Raw genomic sequence first — 18,323 nt, 5'->3', positions numbered from 1 at the left:
GGGAATGGTCGATAGTTGGCTGTTCCCTTTTTTCGTGATGGAGGTGAGCAGAATGAGCAAAAATAGTGACAAGCCCAAAAGAAATAAACCAAAAATACTGACTAAATATGATCAATTCGTTGTGCCAAGACTGAAGGATATTCCCGTTTGGGTACGTGAAGGAGCCACAGATGAGGAGATTGCGAAACGGCTAAATATTCATATTTGGACACTAGGTGACTATCGAAGGAAACATCCCAAATTTGCTGAAGTATTGGAACGTCCAACCAAGTGGGAAACCCATGTATATCCTAGACTAGCGGAGATTCAGCAATGGTTCGAAGAAGGCGTGAATGCAGAGGACATCATCAGGAACTCGACATTGGTAAAACCACTTGGTACGAATATATTGATAAACATCCGATGCTGGCTGAACTAGTCAAATGGAGCAGATCTGTCCCCATATCCCACGTGGAAAATTCACTTTTGAAAGCTGCAACGGGGTATGAATATGAAGAAATAAAAACGATTATTGAAGAGGACAAAAATGGAAAAAAGAAGACACGCATCGAAAAAGTAAAACGATATCAGCCCCCGAATCCGACAGCGATGATCTTCTACTTAAAGAATCGCGCACCTAACGAGTGGAATGATCGGCGTGAGCTGGTGGTGAATACGAAAGCACTGGAACAGGAGCGGAAGCAGCTATTTCTGGATATGATTGAAGCTGATGTAGTGGATGCCGACTATGAGGCTATTGAGGAATCGGTCGAGATTGAAGAAGGATATGTGGAGCCAGATGATTCGCATCCATAACGTTATGCCGTCAGTATTTGTATAGATAAACGCCAGTTTCAGCCCTGAATTAGCCTGTAAATTGCCCAAAATCAGTGCATAAGATAGGTTATGCAAATGGTGGACTTTGCCCCACATCAACGGTATGATGTGACACACAAAGCGAAGGGTGGGGCGAATATGGAGTATATTCAAGGATTTGAAGTGCATTTACGGAGTAAGGATCGAAGTGAGAACACAGTTTCGTGCTACATTCGGGACGTGTTACAGTTCATAGCGTGGTATCGGGGCAAGACGGAATATGGACTGGACAAGTGGATTGAATTGGATGGGGTAGAGTACAAGAAATATCTGCAAAGCACCAATCAAGCTGTACTCACCATTAACCGTAAGATTGCCAGTATCAACGTATTTGCACAATGGATGCATCAACAAGGGTATATTAAGGAAGAAACACATATCGAAGCGGTCAGGAACAAGGTTGTTCGCCAATACAAAGGGTTAGCGGAAAAGGATTTGTGGAAGTTGCGGAATGAAATTCACCGTATGGGTAATCGAATGCACATTTGTATGATCGAATTATTGATTGGGACTGGCATACGAGTAAGCGAATTGGTTGGCATCCAGTTGAAGGATATCGAAATGACGGAACGTAAGGGGATATTGAAGGTGCTTGGTAAAGGAAACTCCTTCCGAACGATACCCACAAATAAGGATGTACGTAAAGCCATCACCCGATATCTCGAAGTCAGGCCACAAGTTGAATCGGAACACTTGTTTATTGGGCAGCGCGGAGCCTTGGAGCGGAATGCGGTCAACTTGATCTTGAACAAATACGGAAATCGGGTCAATGTAAAGGTCACACCACATATGCTCAGACATACGCTTGGCTATAAGCTGGTGAAGACGACTCCTTTGACGACCATCCAGCAAATCCTTGGACATGATCACGTAGCGACAACCAATATCTATACGCTGACGACACAGCAGGATATGGAACTAGCCTTGGCAAATATCGAGTGGTGAGCAGCCACTCTTTTTGTCGTGGATGGAGGGGGTCTTCTATATGTAGAAACAGAGCCGCCAGCAAAGGGTGCAGACATTTTTGTGATGATTTTACGGTACATATGAGAAAGGAGCCACTACTATTGAAACAATAAAGCAAGAAGCTGAGCGTCAGGCTGAGTTGCTGAAGCAGTATATGGAGAAGCATTTTAAGCCGCCCAAAATGAAACAATTGATCGAAACGTTCTCTTTCTCCGAATTACGCAAGCTTATTGGTGAGATGGACATTGAGTTTTTCGCTTTAGCCTATTTCCCTAAATATTTTGATCGAGCGTTTGGACAGTTTCACAAAGAGCTATTCACGGAATTAAGACATATGCTTGCCCATACAGGACTGATTACAGCTTTCGGACTCCCAAGGGAGCATGGAAAGTCCACGATCAGTTCTTTTCTATTTCCGCTGTATGCGACTTTATATGATAAATCACAGTTTACATTGATTATATCAGCGACAGAGCAAATTGCTCTCCCGTTCCTTGATATGATCAAAGATGAGTTAGAAACGAATACGATGTTGATTGAGGATTTCGGTATTCGTAAAGGTAGTCGCTGGAACAACAATGAGATATGGTTGAAAAGTAAAGGTGGATTAGATTCATGCATTATGATTCGTGGAATTGACGGTTCACTTCGAGGTATTCATTACAAGCATCACCGTCCTACGCTAGTTTTAATGGATGACTTGCTCAAGGAAGATACCGCACGATCCGAAGCCAAACGAGAACAGATTAAAAATACATTTACGGATGTGATTCTTCCTATTGGAACAAGGGATACGAATATTCTGATCTGCGGAACGATTTTGAACGAAGAAGATATCATGGCTGATCTGCTCAAGGGTAAAATCCCTGGTGTGCGAAGTGTCCGTAAAGCAGCCGTGCTTCAATTTTCAGAGCGTGATGATTTGTGGTTAGAGTGGGAACGACAATATAATAACTTGCAGGATGAGGACAGGATCAATACGGCTTTGTCTTTTTTTATAGCGAATGAGGAGGAAATGTTAGAGGGTACGGAAATTCTGTGGAGCGAGTATTTAGACTACTATTATTTGATGTGCAAGAAGCAAGCGATGGGCGAGAAAAGTTTCTATAAAGAATTACAAAACGATCCGCGTTCAACCGATGAATACATATTCCAGAATATCATGTATTGGGGCAGGTTGCCTGAGTTTGAGGAGATGGAACTTGCCATGTACATTGATCCAGCGATTAAAGCAGGGAAGAAAAATGACTATTCGGCTATTTCGATTATTGGACAACACAAGAAGACGAAGCAAATGTATGTGGTGGATGGAAATATCTATAAACTATTGCCGGATGATTTGTTTCAAGTAGCTATTGAAAAATTAAAGCTTTATCCTGTAGATAAGCTGGGATTTGAAGTCAATCAGGCACAAAGCTATATGAAGCAAAAATTTGAAGAAGAGTTATGGAAAGCAAATATACATACGCCCGTAGAAAGTGTCCATTCCAAGGGGCAGAAGCATGAACGTATTATTAGCTTGGAGCCGGAAGTGAAGAAGGGTCATATTCTGTTCAATTCAGATAACCTTCGATATAATCATCAAGTGAAGGACTACAATCGAAACTGTACATACGACGATGCGCCAGATAGTTTATATGGGGCTGTTCAATTGATTCAATCGGTAAAGAGTCTGAAATTTTATGATCGCAGTTTGTTATTTTGAGACTTATGCTAGATATTCATTCTTTATTTTGATCTAATTTACGAACGTACGTTTCTATAGAACGTGTAAGCTACTGACATCTATCTTGAAATCTGCTAATTTAAATATAATTAATAAAACAAAGGTGGTTTTCAAGAATGGGAAATAAAAAAAAGTCTAATTGGTTTAAACTTCATCTGCCAAAAATTTATTTAATACTTTACATTATAGTTGTACTTATAGTTGGTTATGAGATCTTATGGTGTCAAAAGGATTATAATTCACTGTCGGAGTTGTGTAAGGTGCTCGCACAGGTCTTTATCACAATTGCCCTTGGATATATTGCATTATTTGCAGGTTTAGCAGCAATTTTCTATAAGCACAAGCAGCAATTCAAGACATTTCGAGAAGATCTTAATAATGACTTTAGGTCAATCGCATTCTTCGTGGTTTCCAGTGTAATAATGTTAATGTTTTCCTATGTTAAGAATAATGATAGCTCTCTATGGTTCCTAACGATAATTGCCATTACAAATCAAATTGCATTTGTAATGATTAACATTAGAGCCTTCGCCTCAGTAAAAAAAATCATGAACATCCAAGAAATATAGTAAAACACACCTTGTTTGTTCAAGTCATTATCATAAAGCAAATCCCGCTTATTGAGAAACAAGAACTTCTGATTACGCTAACGGAGAACGTTAGTTCAACAAGGAACTACCTTATTAAAGGTGGTTCTTTTCTTTATTTAAGCAACAATTACGTAGCCCATTTTGAAAGGAAGAACCTATTTGCAAATAACGGAACAAATCATATTAGAGTGTCTAAATGAACTCCAATCGGCTGCATTAGCCAAACAGAAATATTCAGATTACTACAATGGTCAGCATGCCATTTTCAAGACCTATGCGATGCAAGAAAGCCGAAGCAATCAAAAGCTCATTTTCAACTTTCCACGTAAGTTCGTAGATAATGAAGTCGGCTACCTGCTCGGTAAGCCAGTAAACTATGTGTCCAAGTCGGATCAGGATGAAGCCATACATAACATAGACGTACATATGAGTCATTGGGACAAAGAGCATAATCTACAGCTTCGGAAACAATCTGAAATATTCGGTGAAAGTATTGAATTGAACTATATCGACTCGGATGGTCAGTTTTCAGCCACTGTATTATCCCCTTTGAATGCGTATGTGTTGGAGGACGGAACAGCAGAAAGAAACGTATTACTTGGCCTACATAAATTTACGAAGCGGTTTGATAAGCAAGTGTACCTTGACGTGTATACCGACCATGAAATTCTACATTATACTATCGGCAACGATGATAAAGGCAATCAAATGAAGCAAAATCAATCACCTGAATTAAAATATATCGGCAAACATAATCACATCTTTGGAAGAGTCCCGCTTATCTCCTGTCCAGCCAATACGGAGAGAAAAAGTGGCTTTCATGATGTGATTTCTTTATTTGATGCCTATAACGAATTGAATTCCGATCTGGTCAATGAAATTGCAGATCATCGCAACGCCTATCTGGTGATTGAGAATGCCAAGCTGGAAGTCGAAGACTTGTTGAATATGAAGAAGATGGGCATTATTCAGGTTCCGGCTGGAGGAAAGGTAAGCTGGCTTACGAAGGAGATAAACGATTCTTTTGTGAAGAACGAGCTAGACAATATTGAGCGCAAAATTTTCGACATGATGGATCAGGTTAATTTTAATGAAAACTGGGCCAGTAATACCTCATCCTTGGCTCTGCGAAATAAGCTGCTTAATCTGGAGAATCGAGTGGCGATGCGTGAAGCGTTAATGGAAAAGGCAATCAAGCAACGTCTGCGTAACTTCTTCACCTTTCTGCACATTAAAGAAGGCGTGAAATATGATTACCGTGATATCGCTGTGAAGTTTACTCGCAACTTACCGACAGATTTAGTGGGGATGGCAGATGTAATCGTTAAATTGCAGCAAGTCGTTTCTCAGGAAACGTTGCTCACGTTGCTTCCGTTTGTGGAGAATCCAAAGTTGGAATTCAATAAATTTCATTCGGAGCAGCAACGATTAACAGATGTGAGTAAGGAGAAATCGAATGCATAATAAAAATAGGATCAAGCGGCTCGTGAAGAATAGCTGTGCTGGTTATCTCGGAGCAAAGCACGGTATCCCAAACTATTGCTGTTTACAAGATGGCCCATGTGTATTTTTCGCTCAAGATGATGATCTGCCCCGTTGTAGCTATTTTGAAAATGGGGTTTTACCCATAGATGAAAAGTTAGAACGAGAATATAAGTCTGAACGTAATGTAGAGGTTGGGTTTAATACAGCGAAACCGAGGGTGAACTGTCAGAAATGTAAGGCTACTTTTTCAGCGAATTCGAATCGGCAGAAATATTGTGAGAAGTGTAAGGATAAGAATGCAAACGAAAAGTCGAAATTACGGATGCGTCAGATGAGGAAAAAACAGGCTTGATGTTACGCTTTAGAGGTTTAAAAAGTCTAATAAACTAAGGATGAAAAACAACCCAAAATGAGGAGTTGGTATGTTTGTATCTATTTCTCGTTTTTACGTTTTCTAATGCGTAACATCATTGTAGCAGATATGACGTTAAACGAATTGAACATACATATACGTGTTTGAAAGCTCGACCACAAACAGACTCGTTGTTACGCTTTAGGCTGTCAAAAATCCAAATGAAATAAGGGTTAAAAATACCTAAAAGTGGGGAGTTGGTATGTTTGTACCTTTTCCTCGTTTTTGTGATTTCTAATGCGTTACATTACTGTCCTGAGCATGACATTAAACGGCTCCATACATATATAAGCGTGTTCGGTTCTGCGTAGTCGAATGGGCAATAAAGGAGATTATCTAAAATGAATTTAGAACAAATGAAGCAGTTGATTGAAGAAAACCAAACCAAAGAGGAATGGCAAATGTATCTTCAGGGTTTGAATCCGTATAGCGTGCAGGGGATGGAGCAATATATCCAATCTAATCAGCGAGCAAAAAGTTGGTTCGATAGCACGGTGGACAAACGATCCGCTAAATCACTGGAAACGTGGAAAGCCAATCATTTGGAAAGTGCAGTGGATGCTGAGATCAAGAAGCGATTCCCGGCGAAGGATGAGAAAGAAATCGAAGTCGAGAAGCTACGTGCCGAAGTCGAAAATATGAAGCTAGAGAAGCAGCGTGAACGATTAACCAGCCAAGCGGTAAAAATAGCATCCGAGAAGAAACTTCCACTCCCGTTAGTGGATTTTTTTATTGGCGCAGATGAAGAAGCGACGACAGTGAATTTAGGTATGTTGGAACAATCGTTACAACTGGCAATTCAACAGCAAGTCGAGCAACGACTCAAAGGAGATGGCTACACACCTCCGGCTGGTTCAACAAGTAACACATTTACATTGGATTCGATTAAAGGCATGTCGCCAAACGAGATTAATCAGCATTGGGATCAAGTCAAACAAGCATTACAAAACAAATAATAATCAATAGAAAAGGACAAGGTGAATAGATATGACAGTACAACATTTTATTCCTACAATTTGGAGCGCACGTTTAAATGAAAGTTTGAAGAAGAATCTGGTGTATGGGAACGTAGTCAACACCGATTATGAAGGTGAGATTCAAGGGCAAGGCTCCACAGTAAAAATCAATTCGATTGGTGCAGTAAGCATTGGCAATTATGACAAGGTAATTGGGATTGGTAATCCGCAGGAGTTGGATGCTACGCAAAAAACGTTGGTGATCGATCAAGCGAAGTATTTCAATTTTCAAGTGGATGATGTAGATGCTGCGCAAGCGAATGTAAACTTATTGGATGGTGGGATCGTGGAAGCTTCCTATGGACTAGCCAATGTGGTGGATCAGTATCTTGCTGGATTCTACACAGAGGTCAAAGCTGAGAATACGATGGGCAATGATACAGCACCTATTGTCCCAACGAAAGATACAGCCTATGATTTGCTGATTGATTTAGGCGTACTATTGGACGAAAATAATGCACCTGAATCGGAACGATTTGTGGTGGTTCCTGCATGGTATTATGGCTTGCTACTGAAAGATGCTCGTTTCACCAAAGACTCGAATATTATCCGCACAGGCTATGTCGGAGATATTGATGGGATGACGGTGTATAAATCCAATAATGTGCCGAATACCGCAGGAGCTAAGTATAAAATTATTGCAGGTCATAAAAGTGCCATTTCCTTTGCAGGTCAAGTGGATTCGGTCGAAGCATTCAGACCAGAGAAACAATTTTCGGATGCAGTGAAAGGGTTGCAAGTATTCGGAGCCAAATGTATTAAGCCCGAAGCCATTGCTGTACTTACAGCCAATAAGTCATAATTGAAAATGTATGATTATGAAAACACATTATAATAGAAGAAACACGTTCGGGGTGTCCGTTTTGGATGCCCTATTTTATTTTTTGGAGGGTGATAAGATGTGGTTTTTGAATCAAGAAACAGGCTGCACATGGGAAATCACAGATCAGGAGTTAATGCTGCGTTTACAGGCTAGTGGGCATTATGAGCAAGTGGAGGAACCTCAACCAGATGAGACTAAGCAAGAAGCAACCCAAACGAAAGCCCAAACTGTAAGAAATATGAAGCGTAACGAGAAGGCACAGATAAAGGAGGAACAGGAGGCAGCACATGAGTGATTCATTGAATTTACTTAAACGGTTATTAGGCATTGAACCAACAGACATATCGAAGGATGATATCCTGATCCACTATTTGAATAAAGCTAGAGGAAATATTTTTGGCTATTGTAATGTGGTAACACTGCCAGTGGAATATGATGAAGTCATGGTCGATTATGCGGTGTATCTCTATAAAAATCGGGATTCGGTTGCTTTAACCAATAAGCAGGAAGGTGAACGCTCAGCCACCTATGAAACGGGGATTCCGACAAGTATTCAACTTGCTCTTCCTCTGCCTAAAATCAAGGTCGGGACAGATTAATGTTCTATGATACGAAGTTGGAAATTTTGGATAATATCAATTTCACTCCTGTCCAGTTAATCATGGCAGATGTACAACCTTATCGCAAAAGCTTTTCCTTTGAAGATGGATATACACTGGAGACGATACATCGAGCTTTCTGTCCATTGGAATCCTTATTGCAGTCGAATGGCTATGTCCGAATTGGTGAGGATATCTTTATCATTTTGGACATGAAGGAATGGAGTGATTATGTGGAATTGTATCTATATCGCTGTAAGCCAGATTTTGCATTGGAGGTGGAGGAGTGACAAGGAGCCTAGAGTCGATGCTGGATTTCTTTCTGAGAGAGAAGGGAGAGCTTGTGCAAATTAATAGTGTAAAGCAGCTTGCTCTGATCCGGGATGCGACAGATACCATTCGGATGACCGATGAAAAAATCATTCGGGCAGCGACACCTTTACATACAGGAGATATCGTGGATTATCGTGATGAACGGTATCTGATCACCAGTCAGGTGGATCGAAATGAACAGTCTTGTCGAGGCAGAATGAAAAAGTGTAACCAACGGCTGGCTTTGAACTGGAGTGGACAGGTGAAATGGTTTGATGCTGTGGTGGAATCCAGAACGTTTTCAACAGAAACAGGTAAAGTTATCTCCATGCCGGAGGGCAACATCCTGATTACCGTACAAGACAATACAGATACGAGGGGCATTACATTAAGCCAACGATTCTACATTACTCATCAGCCGTTTAAAGTGACTGGAATAAATCATACATTGAATGGCATCATCCAGTTAAGCTGCACATTAGATAGCATAAATACAGCTTATGATGATGTGGAACATAACATTGCAGACAGATGGAAATATGAGATTGCTCATACCTACGCATTACATATCAATCAGGGAACGATAGCTCATGTGCAGCTCAACGAAACGTTATCTTTGGAAGTAACGGCTACGGATAATGGGGATGAGATAGCCAATCCGCTGATTACCTATACATCCAGTGATCCGAGTGTGATTAGTGTAGATCAGCAAGGTCGGGTTATGGGCATCGCTTTGGGCCAAGCAAGTATCACCGTAAAATTAACATATCACCCTACGATACTGAGTACGATTGAAATGAGAGTCGTCGAAACGGGAACGCATATCTATTCGATAGCCATTACTGGTAATCCCATGCTCAAAACAGGTCAAAGCGCCTCATATGTCAGTCATATCTATGATCATGGAGTGGAAGTGTTTGACCAGTCTGTAGAGTGGAGCTTACGGAATCAAGATGATTCAACTCCTATCATGGGAAGCATAACAGCCAGCACAGGAAAAAGCGTGACGGTGAAAGCAGGAAGCAGTAGTGGGTCTAGCAACAAAGCATTAATATTAACAGCCACCTTAGCAAGTGATCCTAGCATGACCATAGAAAAGACCATTAGCCTTAAAAATTTATTCTGAGCTTTATATCTACCGGCTTGCCTTAGAGGTGAGCCATTTTTTATTTCAAAGGAGCACATACATATGCAACGAAAATCTATTGATTATCTACTGAGTCTAAGCCTGTTAAAACAATTGAGATCACAAAATGTCATTACAGAAGAAGAATTTATAGCCATTGACCAGCTTAATAAAAAATCTTTCAAGTAGCTATCACATGGGCAGAAATGGACTTGATGATGTGCCGCAAGCATTATACCATGTGACCGTATAAAGAAGATATGGAAGGGAGAAATACCTATGGCACAAGCCGCAATCGCAAAAAAAGTCGTCGTCGTTCCCATTAAAACGATGGACATTGTAGAGGGAATTCAATCGATTCAAAAGAAGAAAGTCGCTGCCTATTGTCGGGTCAGTACCGATTCCGAGGAGCAAAAGGAGAGCTATACCAATCAGGTCAATCATTATACAAAGTACATTCAAAACAACTTGGAATGGGAAATGGCGGATATCTATGCCGATGAAGGGATCACCGGAACCAGTACCAAAAATAGAACACATTTTAATCGGATGATACAGGATGCTCGAAACGGTAAACTGGATCTGATTCTTGTCAAGTCGATTTCGAGATTCGCCAGAAATACATTGGATTTATTGAAATATGTACGGGAACTCAAAAGTCTCGGAGTCGCTGTATTCTTTGAACGGGAGAATATTAATACGCTGGATACCACAGGTGAAGTATTGCTGACCATCCTGAGTTCCCTTGCACAAGATGAGAGTCGGAATATTTCTGAAAATAGTCGCTGGGGAATACTGCGTGGCTTCCAAAACGGCAAAGTCTTTTGCAACACGAACCGCTTCCTCGGCTATGATAAGGATGAACATGGTGAACTGGTGATTAACGAGCCAGAAGCTGAGATTGTACGCAGGATATATGAGGAGTACTTGGATGGAAAAAGCTATCAGGCGATTGCCAGAGGATTGATGCGAGATAAGATCAAAACAGTCACGGGTGGCGATACGTGGTGGGATTCCTCCATTACCTTAATTCTGACGAATGAGAAATATTACGGAGCTTTGCTTCAGCAAAAGACGGTAACGGTAGATTTTCTAACCCACAAACGAATAAGAAATAAAGGACAAGAACAGCAATATTTAATTGAGGACAACCATGAGCCGATTGTATCCAAGGAACTATTTGAAGCGGTACAAAAGGAAAAGGAACGGAGGGCCATGCTGAAAGGGAGTGTGATGGGGGAGAGTAAAAGATACTCCAGTAAATATGCACTCAGTAGCAAAGTATATTGTGGATGCTGCGGAGCTATTTTTAAACGCCGAACCTGGAACAGCAATAATCCATCCAAAAAAGTAGTATGGCAATGCAAAACGTATGTCAATAAAGGTAAAGTAGCCTGTGATGCCAAATCAGTCGATGAACCCATTTTACATTCCGCGTTTGTACGATTGTTCAACCGGATGTATGAGAATAAGAAAGTATTCATGAAGACGTTGAAAGCCAATATTGAATCGGTGCATTCCAGCAAAGTAGGGCAAGAACCGCTATTGGACATCGAAGGACAGATGCAACAATTGAAATCCGACTTGAAGGAATTAGTGAATCTCAAGCTACGGAATCAGATTGATGAAATTGTATATGAAGAAGAAACAAACAGGCTTTCAAGTGAACTCAACGAGCTGCGACAACAGAAGCTGACACTGGAGCAGGAGCATGAGCAAAAGGCACAACTCAAGGAACGTGTCGATGAAATCATTCAAATTTTAAGCACACGGCAAGATATACTGGAACAATTTGATGATAACCTATTTAATGCGTTGGTGGAGAAGATAACCATTCTCTCACCAGCGCATTTTGTTTTTACCTTGAAAAGTGGAATGGACATAGACGAAATACTGGACTAACGAAACCATAGGCTGAAACGATCAATAGGCTAGAGAATATTTGTGGAGTGCATGACGGGAAGAATCAATCGAATCCCGTCTTTAACTCCTTCCATATAGATGGATTGTTTGTCCTGACTTAGCTGATAACCTATGGCTTCTTCCCATTCGGATAGCAGTTGCTGAATATCCTTGTTTTGATTCATTTTGAATTGAGCCATTTGAGTGAATAGATTGTTGTCCTCTGATGAACATGAAGCTTGTTGTTCACTAGCTAGTTCTAATTGATAAAAACGTTGACGTAATGCTTCGAGAAACCAATCTGGCCAATCTGACATGACACATTTCCCTCCCGTGGTTGAAGTGTGTGTATGTTAACTCTGATGGGGAGGGATGGCAAGTCATTGTTTTGTGTAAAAAGGCTCACTCCTAACTCATGATCCAAGTTGGAATAAGCCTTTAAAAGTTTAAGAATTTTCATAATCAAGTTATTAGGGGAGTTTGGCTATATCATTTTACTGGAAATGGGGCTTGGAGGTAGTACTTTTAGAAGAACGGCAATGGAAGGTTAACTGTATATATAGGCATTTTATAAAACGAAATATGAAAAAATAGAGATTAATATGCAACTTGTTTTGTAACATTTTGTCGCATATTGGAATATATATAGTTGATTTGGACGATATGAATTCAATATGATAATAATTTACAATAAGGACATAAAATATTAATAGGAGGTTTGAAATGAAAAATAAGTTAAAGAAAATGATCTCATCAGTTGTGGTAGTTGCTCTTGTTGTAACAAGCACCGCTTTTGTAAGCCCTGCTTCTGCAAGCCCTAAAGCCCTTACAGATTCAAATACTAGTAAGTATGATGTTGTGGTGGGAGGAAAAACAATTGCTATAAGAACAGTTGATATCTCAACGTATCGAGAAGTTACAGAAGATACTATAAATACTAAAGTCATTTCGAAGGAACATTTTGATTTTTTGCCATCTGCATCTATAGAACAAAAAGAAGCCTTTAAAGATTCTGAAAATTCCTTTGATATTAAAATCAAGGGAGATGAATATTACATTGATGGTGAAAAATTAACAGAGGAAGAGTTGAAACAACCGATTACTCAAGAAAGTTTAGATACCCCGCAATCATTTAGTGCACCTCAATCTATTATTCTTGCAGCAGCAAATGATTCAGGTGGTATACCTGAAATAAGTCATTATTATGGTAACTATAAAACATATAACTTTTTTAGTTATAATGATTTCAAAATATGGACTAGTTGGGGACCAGATGGAAGCCATGTTTCCAAAACAAATGTCTCTATCTCAGGCCCGTATACATCCCTGGCTATAAGTAACATAAACGCGTTTGCTACTTCTCACGCCAGTATGAAATATAATTTGGCTCAAACTTTGATTGCTCTTGGTGTAGCGGCTGTTACATGGGAAACAGTAGTGGGATTAGTCGGTTCTGGACTTGTTGGAGCGGCATCGGCCGCTGGTGTAGTTAATGATCGTTCACAAGCTAGATCTAGTCTTAAGCAAGCATATAACTATATTCAACGTATGTAATTTTCGAATGAAGAGTAATAAAATTAGCAAAGGTGATATTAAACCTTTGCTAATTTTATTTTAAAGGGGGACATGCAAATATGATTTTCGTTATCATCTCAATAGTATCTTTCTTGCTACTATTTTTTCTGATTTATAGAATTTTTAAATATAAGATAAGGAAATATAACCGTGAGAATTTTGGGTTATCATTGGTAATGCTTCTTATTCTACTAGGAAGAATATATACCAATATAGGAGAATTTAATTTAAAATCTTTGTTAATAGGGTATACATTCTTGTTCTCTGTTTTATTATTAATTTTTTTATTTGGTATGATTCGTAAGAAAAACAGTAAACAATAATGGAAATTGACCGTTTTTATGGGCCGCTGATGATAACCTATTAATGCGTTGGTGGAGAAGATAACCGTTCTCTCACCAACGCATTTTGTATTTACTTTGAAAAGTGGAATGAGCATAGATGAAATATTGGACTAAAAAAATCATAGACTAAAGTAACCAAAAGCTAACGAGTAACTGTGGGTTGTACGACGGGAAGAATTAATCCAATCCCGTCTTTTACTCCTTCCATATAGATAGATTGCTTATCCTGACTTAGCTGATAACCTATGGCTTCTTCCCATTCGGATAGCAGTTGCTGAATATCTTCGTTTTGGTTGGTTTTGAATTGATCCATTTGAGTAAATAGATGTTCATCCTCTGATAAATTTGAAGCCTGTTGTTCACTAACAAGTTCTAATTGATAAAAACGTTGGCGTAATGCTTCCTGAAACCAATCTGGCCAATCTGACATAACACATTTCCCTCCCGCTGTTTGAGTGTGTGTATGTTAACTCTGATGGGGAGGGATGGCAAGTCATTTTGTTTTTGAGTGTGGAAAAAAGCTCATCCCTACTCATGATTCAAGTTGGAATAAGCTTTTGAAATTTTAATATTAAGGTACACATAAACCTATTCAATTTCTATGTTACAGAATTTTAGATAATTTTGTACCATCAAACTTGTGACCCCATCCTCTATTTTCTTCTATAGAAAATTTTAGGAATGGATCGATGCTTGGCAATGGAAAGTTGTAATCTATCATGAACTTAATAATTCTCTCCAAAGATTTCAAACTGCTTTCGCCGTATCCTTCGATTACAGTATAAGTATGACTGATACCAAGATCATAAATTTCTCGTAGTAAGGCATCCACTGATCCATCAATATTTTGATATAAGCTATACAAATATATGAATTCATCTTTACTCAGCCGCTCAAACTCTTCCTCCTCATATGTTTTAAACTCCGTTAAATTCTCAGGGATTAATTCAACAACTATATCATTCCAATCATCTAAGTATTGGATACTAGTGAATTCCCATAAATAATTCAAAACGATTCTCCAATCATTAACATCATATTTCAAGGCTATTATAGCGTTCTCAAAACAGCTAACTCCATATGCAACTCTACCTCTCATTGAAATATGCTTAAATTTTTCCATATCCATTATCACTAGTCTCCTTTATACCACCCGGTTAGTGCGTCAGCAACATTTCCTTTAAAAGTAAATGTACAGTTTTCGCAAGCTATTTTTGCTGATCCAAACTCGTTTGGCGTTGTTTTAATAGTGTATATATATAAATCATTCACATTAGCCTTTTGGTTTAGCGCTTGATTCACTGCATCTACTTCTGCACAATTTCCTACTGCATATTCATTAAGAGAATCTTTTGGTAATAATCCTGGTTTGTCTTTGCTTCCAAATAAAATTGTATTCTTCTTATCTCCACTAAGCTGTATACCTTTATTCATTCCATAATAATATTTTCCTGTTCTTGCGTCATAGGCAACAGCAGCTGTATTGAAATTATCCATTTTTCTTTTTGAAGGAGCAAGCTTTTTCTGCATACTTGACCATTCAGTTGCAGCATCAAGTAATTTTTTATCAGAAGGTAACTTAGGCTTACCACTAGCTGTTCCCTCAGTTTTCGGTGCTTCAATAGGTTTGGAAGGAGCAGGCTTTCCGATTGGCGGTTCTTTAACGGTAGACTTTGGAACTTTAATTGATTTAGAAGGTATCTTTATATTCCCACCAAATTTAGCACCGTATAAACTTCCTACCATCTGAAATTCAGAAAATACGCTACTTACAATAATCGCATTTGCCTGCCATTTTGGTATTTCTTCGCCTGTCCAATAGTTCTTTCCTTCTTTAGCTGCTTTAATCTGTTCTACGAAAATATCCACATTTTCTGGTTCGTGATGTAATTTGATTTCTCCATTTTTGATAGCTTCGTTATAGGCGAGAGTGGCTTGGGCAGCTTTCTGATCGGTAACCCCATTTTTGCTGAGAACCCACATAGTTCCTACTATTTTTTTATCATACTCATCAAAATTATAGGATACTTTGGCTTTTTCAGCTGCCATGTAGCTATCGTGCTTGTCCTTCCAACGTTGTCTCAGATCTACAGGAATCTGCTGATAGGCATGAGCCATAGCATTTGATTCTTTCAGTAGGTTCTGCACCAGCTCCAGTGGGCCGCCGGAATTAGCTATATGACGCGCACTTGTATATGCTTTTCCTAAGATCCACTTGCTATAGTAAGCTTGTCTCGCTTGCTCATGCTCATATTGACTGATTAGTCCTTGGAGTGCTAAGCCAGCCAAGTGTTTGAGCGGGTGCAACCCCGTTTCTTTACTGCCTCCAACCGTGGGCGTTCCTTTACTACGAATAGGGATGGCTCCAGTTGCTTGTAACACCGTTGCCGCCACTTTACCTGCTGGCCCACCCACCGTATTCAACATCACACTGGCTACGTTCCCAACTACGGGAATGGAACCTAATAGCTTGGATACCGTTCCCATCAAGGCATTTGCCTGTTGAAGTGCTGCTGGAGTTGTAACTTTTGCTTTAGGAGTAGAGGCTTGGCTGCTCTTAGCTGCTGATTGAGCTGCTTCATATGCTTTGATACTCATTAACGGCGGTTCAGGTACAGGAGGGAGGTCAGCCACGAAAACGGGTGCTTTCACCGTACCTTCCTGATAAATCACTGGAGCTTTGGTATCTGTCTCACCATCCAGCACCATGCTACTGGCCCCACCTTTTAGATGAAGGGCTGTTCCAGCTTCTAACGACAGTTCCTCACCTGCATCGAGCTTCACATGACCACCCTGAATCTGTACATCCCCCGGACTGTTGATGGTGATGCCACCATCTTCATTTAGTGTAATGGAAAATCCATCCGAGGTGGACAGGGTCAATTCATGCTCAGACATTTCTACGCCGCTACCTTGCACATGTTGCCAAGCCTTCACATTCGGCTGTCCATGAGCGTGGCGTTGTTGTCGTAGCGAATCCGTTACATAGGCATCCTGTTCGCGGTGTGTAGGCAGATACAGTTCGACTTGTTCCCCGATTTCAGGCATATCGTACCAACCGCTGTGTTCTTCGGCTACATATCGAGTCGCCACGGGAAACCAGCAGGCTTTGGCAGGATCTTGCTTCGGGTCGATGTCCAGTTGAAGCTGCACAAAATCCTGCTGTACCTTCAGTACCGTTCCTGTCAACGAAATCCCGGTGGCCTGATCATTTTCATACCGGGCATAGCGAATATTCTGTTCCGCTTGGAGATCATAACGGGTACGCAGTAAGCCATCCTCTAACCGTGTCACTGCCCGAACCACGACCAGTTCTTTACCTTGTCCAATGGGTAACGTGATGAGGTCACCCAGCGCATAGTATTGCAAACTTTCAATTGTATAGGTGACATACGAGCCAGCACGTTGTTCTCCGGGCTTTTCCGCATCCAGCTCATGAAACGTTTTTCGTACCCGATAAAATACATCTCGTTCCACCTTATACTGCTTGCCTTCTGGCATCCCAAAGAAGACCTTGGGTGAAGCTGCGGTTACCTCAGGCACAAGTATTGAACCAAAGCGAGAAGCGAGGCGTTTTAAAAATGCCCAATCGGTCTCCTCATATTGTAAAACAAAAGTATCCAGTTTGGCATAATTAGTTACGGTATCAATGGCGTCTCCATACTCATATTTACGAACCATCGCGGTGACCAGATCATCATAGGTACGGTGAATATCCTGATAGGAACGTTTTTTTAGCTTGATATCCATTTGATAGGAATGCGAAGCAGCCTTCAGTTCAAAGGTATATACTCCACGTATACAATGTACGGACATTTGCGTAACGATCCCGTGGAACAGTCTTCTCAGCGATTGTCCCTGATTATCCAACTGACGAATCACAATCGGCTCTTGCTCCATATTTTGTCCGATACAAGCGGCTCCCTGTTCTTCGGAGAGCATACCACTGATATGTAAAAAGGTATGATCATTAATGGTACGTGTTATTTGAAGTTGTTCAATATGTTGTGGCTGAAAGGGACCATAAAAGCGTAGGCTTTCATACCCGATTCCATCTGATAGTAAGCTCAATTGAGTTCATGTCTCCCTTCCAGATGTGATGGCTGATTTCAAAAGTAAAGTGCAGCATGTTTAATTCGAGTCTGACGAATAGAAGAAATGGATGGTACAAATTTGAGTCGAGATAGATATGTATCACTGAGTTTATTGGGTACAAAAACGTTCTTAATCAGATACAGGAGTTCCAAGTAAGATTTCATTCAAGAAACAAAAGGACAGCAGAAGATATTTAATTACGAACCCAGCATATGTATTTATCGGTTGAAAGAGGGATTTAGTTTACAGAATGACCCATTGGTTGGTGTATTTACTATGTGTATTTTTGGAAGGGAGAGGTATGGGAATAGAGAAAGCTGATAGTAATTTTGAGCAATTGCTTTTCAAAGTCAGGAAGGGGGCTGATTTAATTGTGATTATGGATTCGGGTAAATTAAATACAGGCTCATATGGAATTAGTAGGATCGACAGAAGTGAAGGGGGAACAGGCATCATCTGGGAAAAGGGGGTGTTGTGAGAAGGAGCGGCTTTTGATA

At 40.1% G+C, this 18,323-nt stretch carries 20 protein-coding genes; 16 read left to right on the top strand and 4 right to left on the bottom strand.

The genetic code is table 11. The features are described 5' to 3' along the window. Nucleotides 1-52: 52 nt before the first annotated feature. From QMK20_RS18495 to QMK20_RS18435, 14 genes are all read left to right on the top strand, one after another. The gene (locus tag QMK20_RS18495; protein ID WP_283652778.1) at nucleotides 53-418 is read left to right on the top strand and encodes a hypothetical protein; all 366 of its coding nucleotides are present in this window, start codon (nucleotides 53-55) and stop codon (nucleotides 416-418) included. Nucleotides 419-465: 47 nt separating this feature from the next. Continuing rightward, a complete protein-coding gene (locus tag QMK20_RS18490; RefSeq protein WP_283652777.1) occupies nucleotides 466-795 on the top strand; it encodes a hypothetical protein in 330 nt (109 codons plus the stop codon). Nucleotides 796-954: 159 nt separating this feature from the next. Beyond that, a complete protein-coding gene (locus QMK20_RS18485) occupies nucleotides 955-1,800 on the top strand; it encodes a tyrosine-type recombinase/integrase (protein ID WP_283652776.1) in 846 nt (281 codons plus the stop codon). 175 nt (nucleotides 1,801-1,975) lie between these two features. Further along, a complete protein-coding gene (gene terL / locus QMK20_RS18480; protein WP_283652775.1) occupies nucleotides 1,976-3,526 on the top strand; it encodes a phage terminase large subunit in 1,551 nt (516 codons plus the stop codon). 770 nt (nucleotides 3,527-4,296) lie between these two features. Beyond that, on the top strand, nucleotides 4,297-5,601 hold the full coding sequence (locus QMK20_RS18475; RefSeq protein WP_283652774.1) for a phage portal protein: 1,305 nt from the start codon (nucleotides 4,297-4,299) through the stop codon (nucleotides 5,599-5,601). Further along, nucleotides 5,594-5,974: a cysteine-rich VLP protein gene (locus tag QMK20_RS18470; RefSeq protein ID WP_283652773.1), complete on the top strand. Its 381-nt coding sequence runs from the start codon at nucleotides 5,594-5,596 to the stop codon at nucleotides 5,972-5,974. The genes QMK20_RS18475 and QMK20_RS18470 overlap by 8 nt, the downstream gene beginning before the upstream one ends. A 401-nt stretch (nucleotides 5,975-6,375) precedes the next feature. Further along, on the top strand, nucleotides 6,376-6,990 hold the full coding sequence (locus QMK20_RS18465) for a DUF4355 domain-containing protein (RefSeq protein ID WP_283652772.1): 615 nt from the start codon (nucleotides 6,376-6,378) through the stop codon (nucleotides 6,988-6,990). Between the two features lie 31 nt (nucleotides 6,991-7,021). Then, nucleotides 7,022-7,852: a phage major capsid protein gene (locus QMK20_RS18460; protein ID WP_283652771.1), complete on the top strand. Its 831-nt coding sequence runs from the start codon at nucleotides 7,022-7,024 to the stop codon at nucleotides 7,850-7,852. A gap of 97 nt (nucleotides 7,853-7,949) precedes the next feature. Next, nucleotides 7,950-8,168 carry a hypothetical protein gene (locus QMK20_RS18455; RefSeq protein ID WP_283652770.1) on the top strand — a complete coding sequence of 73 codons (219 nt, stop codon included), beginning with the start codon at nucleotides 7,950-7,952 and terminating at the stop codon, nucleotides 8,166-8,168. Continuing rightward, nucleotides 8,161-8,472: a phage head-tail connector protein gene (locus QMK20_RS18450; protein WP_283652769.1), complete on the top strand. Its 312-nt coding sequence runs from the start codon at nucleotides 8,161-8,163 to the stop codon at nucleotides 8,470-8,472. Before QMK20_RS18455 ends, QMK20_RS18450 begins: the two co-directional genes overlap by 8 nt. Further along, nucleotides 8,472-8,762 carry a hypothetical protein gene (locus QMK20_RS18445; protein WP_283652768.1) on the top strand — a complete coding sequence of 97 codons (291 nt, stop codon included), beginning with the start codon at nucleotides 8,472-8,474 and terminating at the stop codon, nucleotides 8,760-8,762. The genes QMK20_RS18450 and QMK20_RS18445 overlap by 1 nt, the downstream gene beginning before the upstream one ends. Beyond that, nucleotides 8,759-9,910, top strand: a complete 1,152-nt coding sequence (locus QMK20_RS18440) for an Ig-like domain-containing protein (protein WP_283652767.1) — start codon at nucleotides 8,759-8,761, stop codon at nucleotides 9,908-9,910. Before QMK20_RS18445 ends, QMK20_RS18440 begins: the two co-directional genes overlap by 4 nt. A 63-nt stretch (nucleotides 9,911-9,973) precedes the next feature. Continuing rightward, nucleotides 9,974-10,099: an SHOCT domain-containing protein gene (locus QMK20_RS27425; protein WP_273043255.1), complete on the top strand. Its 126-nt coding sequence runs from the start codon at nucleotides 9,974-9,976 to the stop codon at nucleotides 10,097-10,099. 90 nt (nucleotides 10,100-10,189) lie between these two features. After that, complete coding sequence (locus tag QMK20_RS18435; RefSeq protein WP_283652766.1) at nucleotides 10,190-11,812, top strand: recombinase family protein; 1,623 nt, start codon at nucleotides 10,190-10,192, stop codon at nucleotides 11,810-11,812. A gap of 29 nt (nucleotides 11,813-11,841) precedes the next feature. On the opposite strand, the gene QMK20_RS18430 is transcribed toward QMK20_RS18435, so the two are convergent. Continuing rightward, on the bottom strand, nucleotides 11,842-12,129 hold the full coding sequence (locus QMK20_RS18430; protein ID WP_283652765.1) for a hypothetical protein: 288 nt from the start codon (nucleotides 12,127-12,129) through the stop codon (nucleotides 11,842-11,844). Nucleotides 12,130-12,535: 406 nt separating this feature from the next. Here QMK20_RS18430 and QMK20_RS18425 point away from each other — a divergent pair, with 406 nt between their 5' ends. Next, entirely contained in the window at nucleotides 12,536-13,366 is an 831-nt protein-coding gene (locus QMK20_RS18425; protein WP_283652764.1) for a hypothetical protein, read from the top strand. Nucleotides 13,367-13,873: 507 nt separating this feature from the next. On the opposite strand, the gene QMK20_RS18420 is transcribed toward QMK20_RS18425, so the two are convergent. The 3 genes from QMK20_RS18420 to QMK20_RS18410 form a co-directional block, all read right to left on the bottom strand. Continuing rightward, complete coding sequence (locus QMK20_RS18420) at nucleotides 13,874-14,161, bottom strand: hypothetical protein (RefSeq protein WP_283652763.1); 288 nt, start codon at nucleotides 14,159-14,161, stop codon at nucleotides 13,874-13,876. A gap of 174 nt (nucleotides 14,162-14,335) precedes the next feature. Next, nucleotides 14,336-14,860 (bottom strand): hypothetical protein, encoded by a 525-nt coding sequence (locus tag QMK20_RS18415; RefSeq protein WP_283652762.1) that lies wholly within the window; start codon nucleotides 14,858-14,860, stop codon nucleotides 14,336-14,338. 5 nt (nucleotides 14,861-14,865) lie between these two features. Then, nucleotides 14,866-17,802, bottom strand: coding sequence for a contractile injection system protein, VgrG/Pvc8 family (locus QMK20_RS18410; protein WP_283652761.1), 2,937 nt, complete (start codon nucleotides 17,800-17,802; stop codon nucleotides 14,866-14,868). Between the two features lie 325 nt (nucleotides 17,803-18,127). Here QMK20_RS18410 and QMK20_RS18405 point away from each other — a divergent pair, with 325 nt between their 5' ends. Beyond that, nucleotides 18,128-18,304 carry a hypothetical protein gene (locus QMK20_RS18405; RefSeq protein WP_283652760.1) on the top strand — a complete coding sequence of 59 codons (177 nt, stop codon included), beginning with the start codon at nucleotides 18,128-18,130 and terminating at the stop codon, nucleotides 18,302-18,304. Nucleotides 18,305-18,323 lie beyond the last annotated feature (19 nt).

It is taken from the genome of Paenibacillus sp. RC334 (assembly GCF_030034735.1).
Taxonomy (GTDB): Bacteria; Bacillota; Bacilli; order Paenibacillales; family Paenibacillaceae; genus Paenibacillus; species Paenibacillus terrae_A.
The sequence above is the reverse complement of the archived record's forward strand: the minus strand, read 5'-3'. Positions and strand labels throughout refer to the sequence as shown.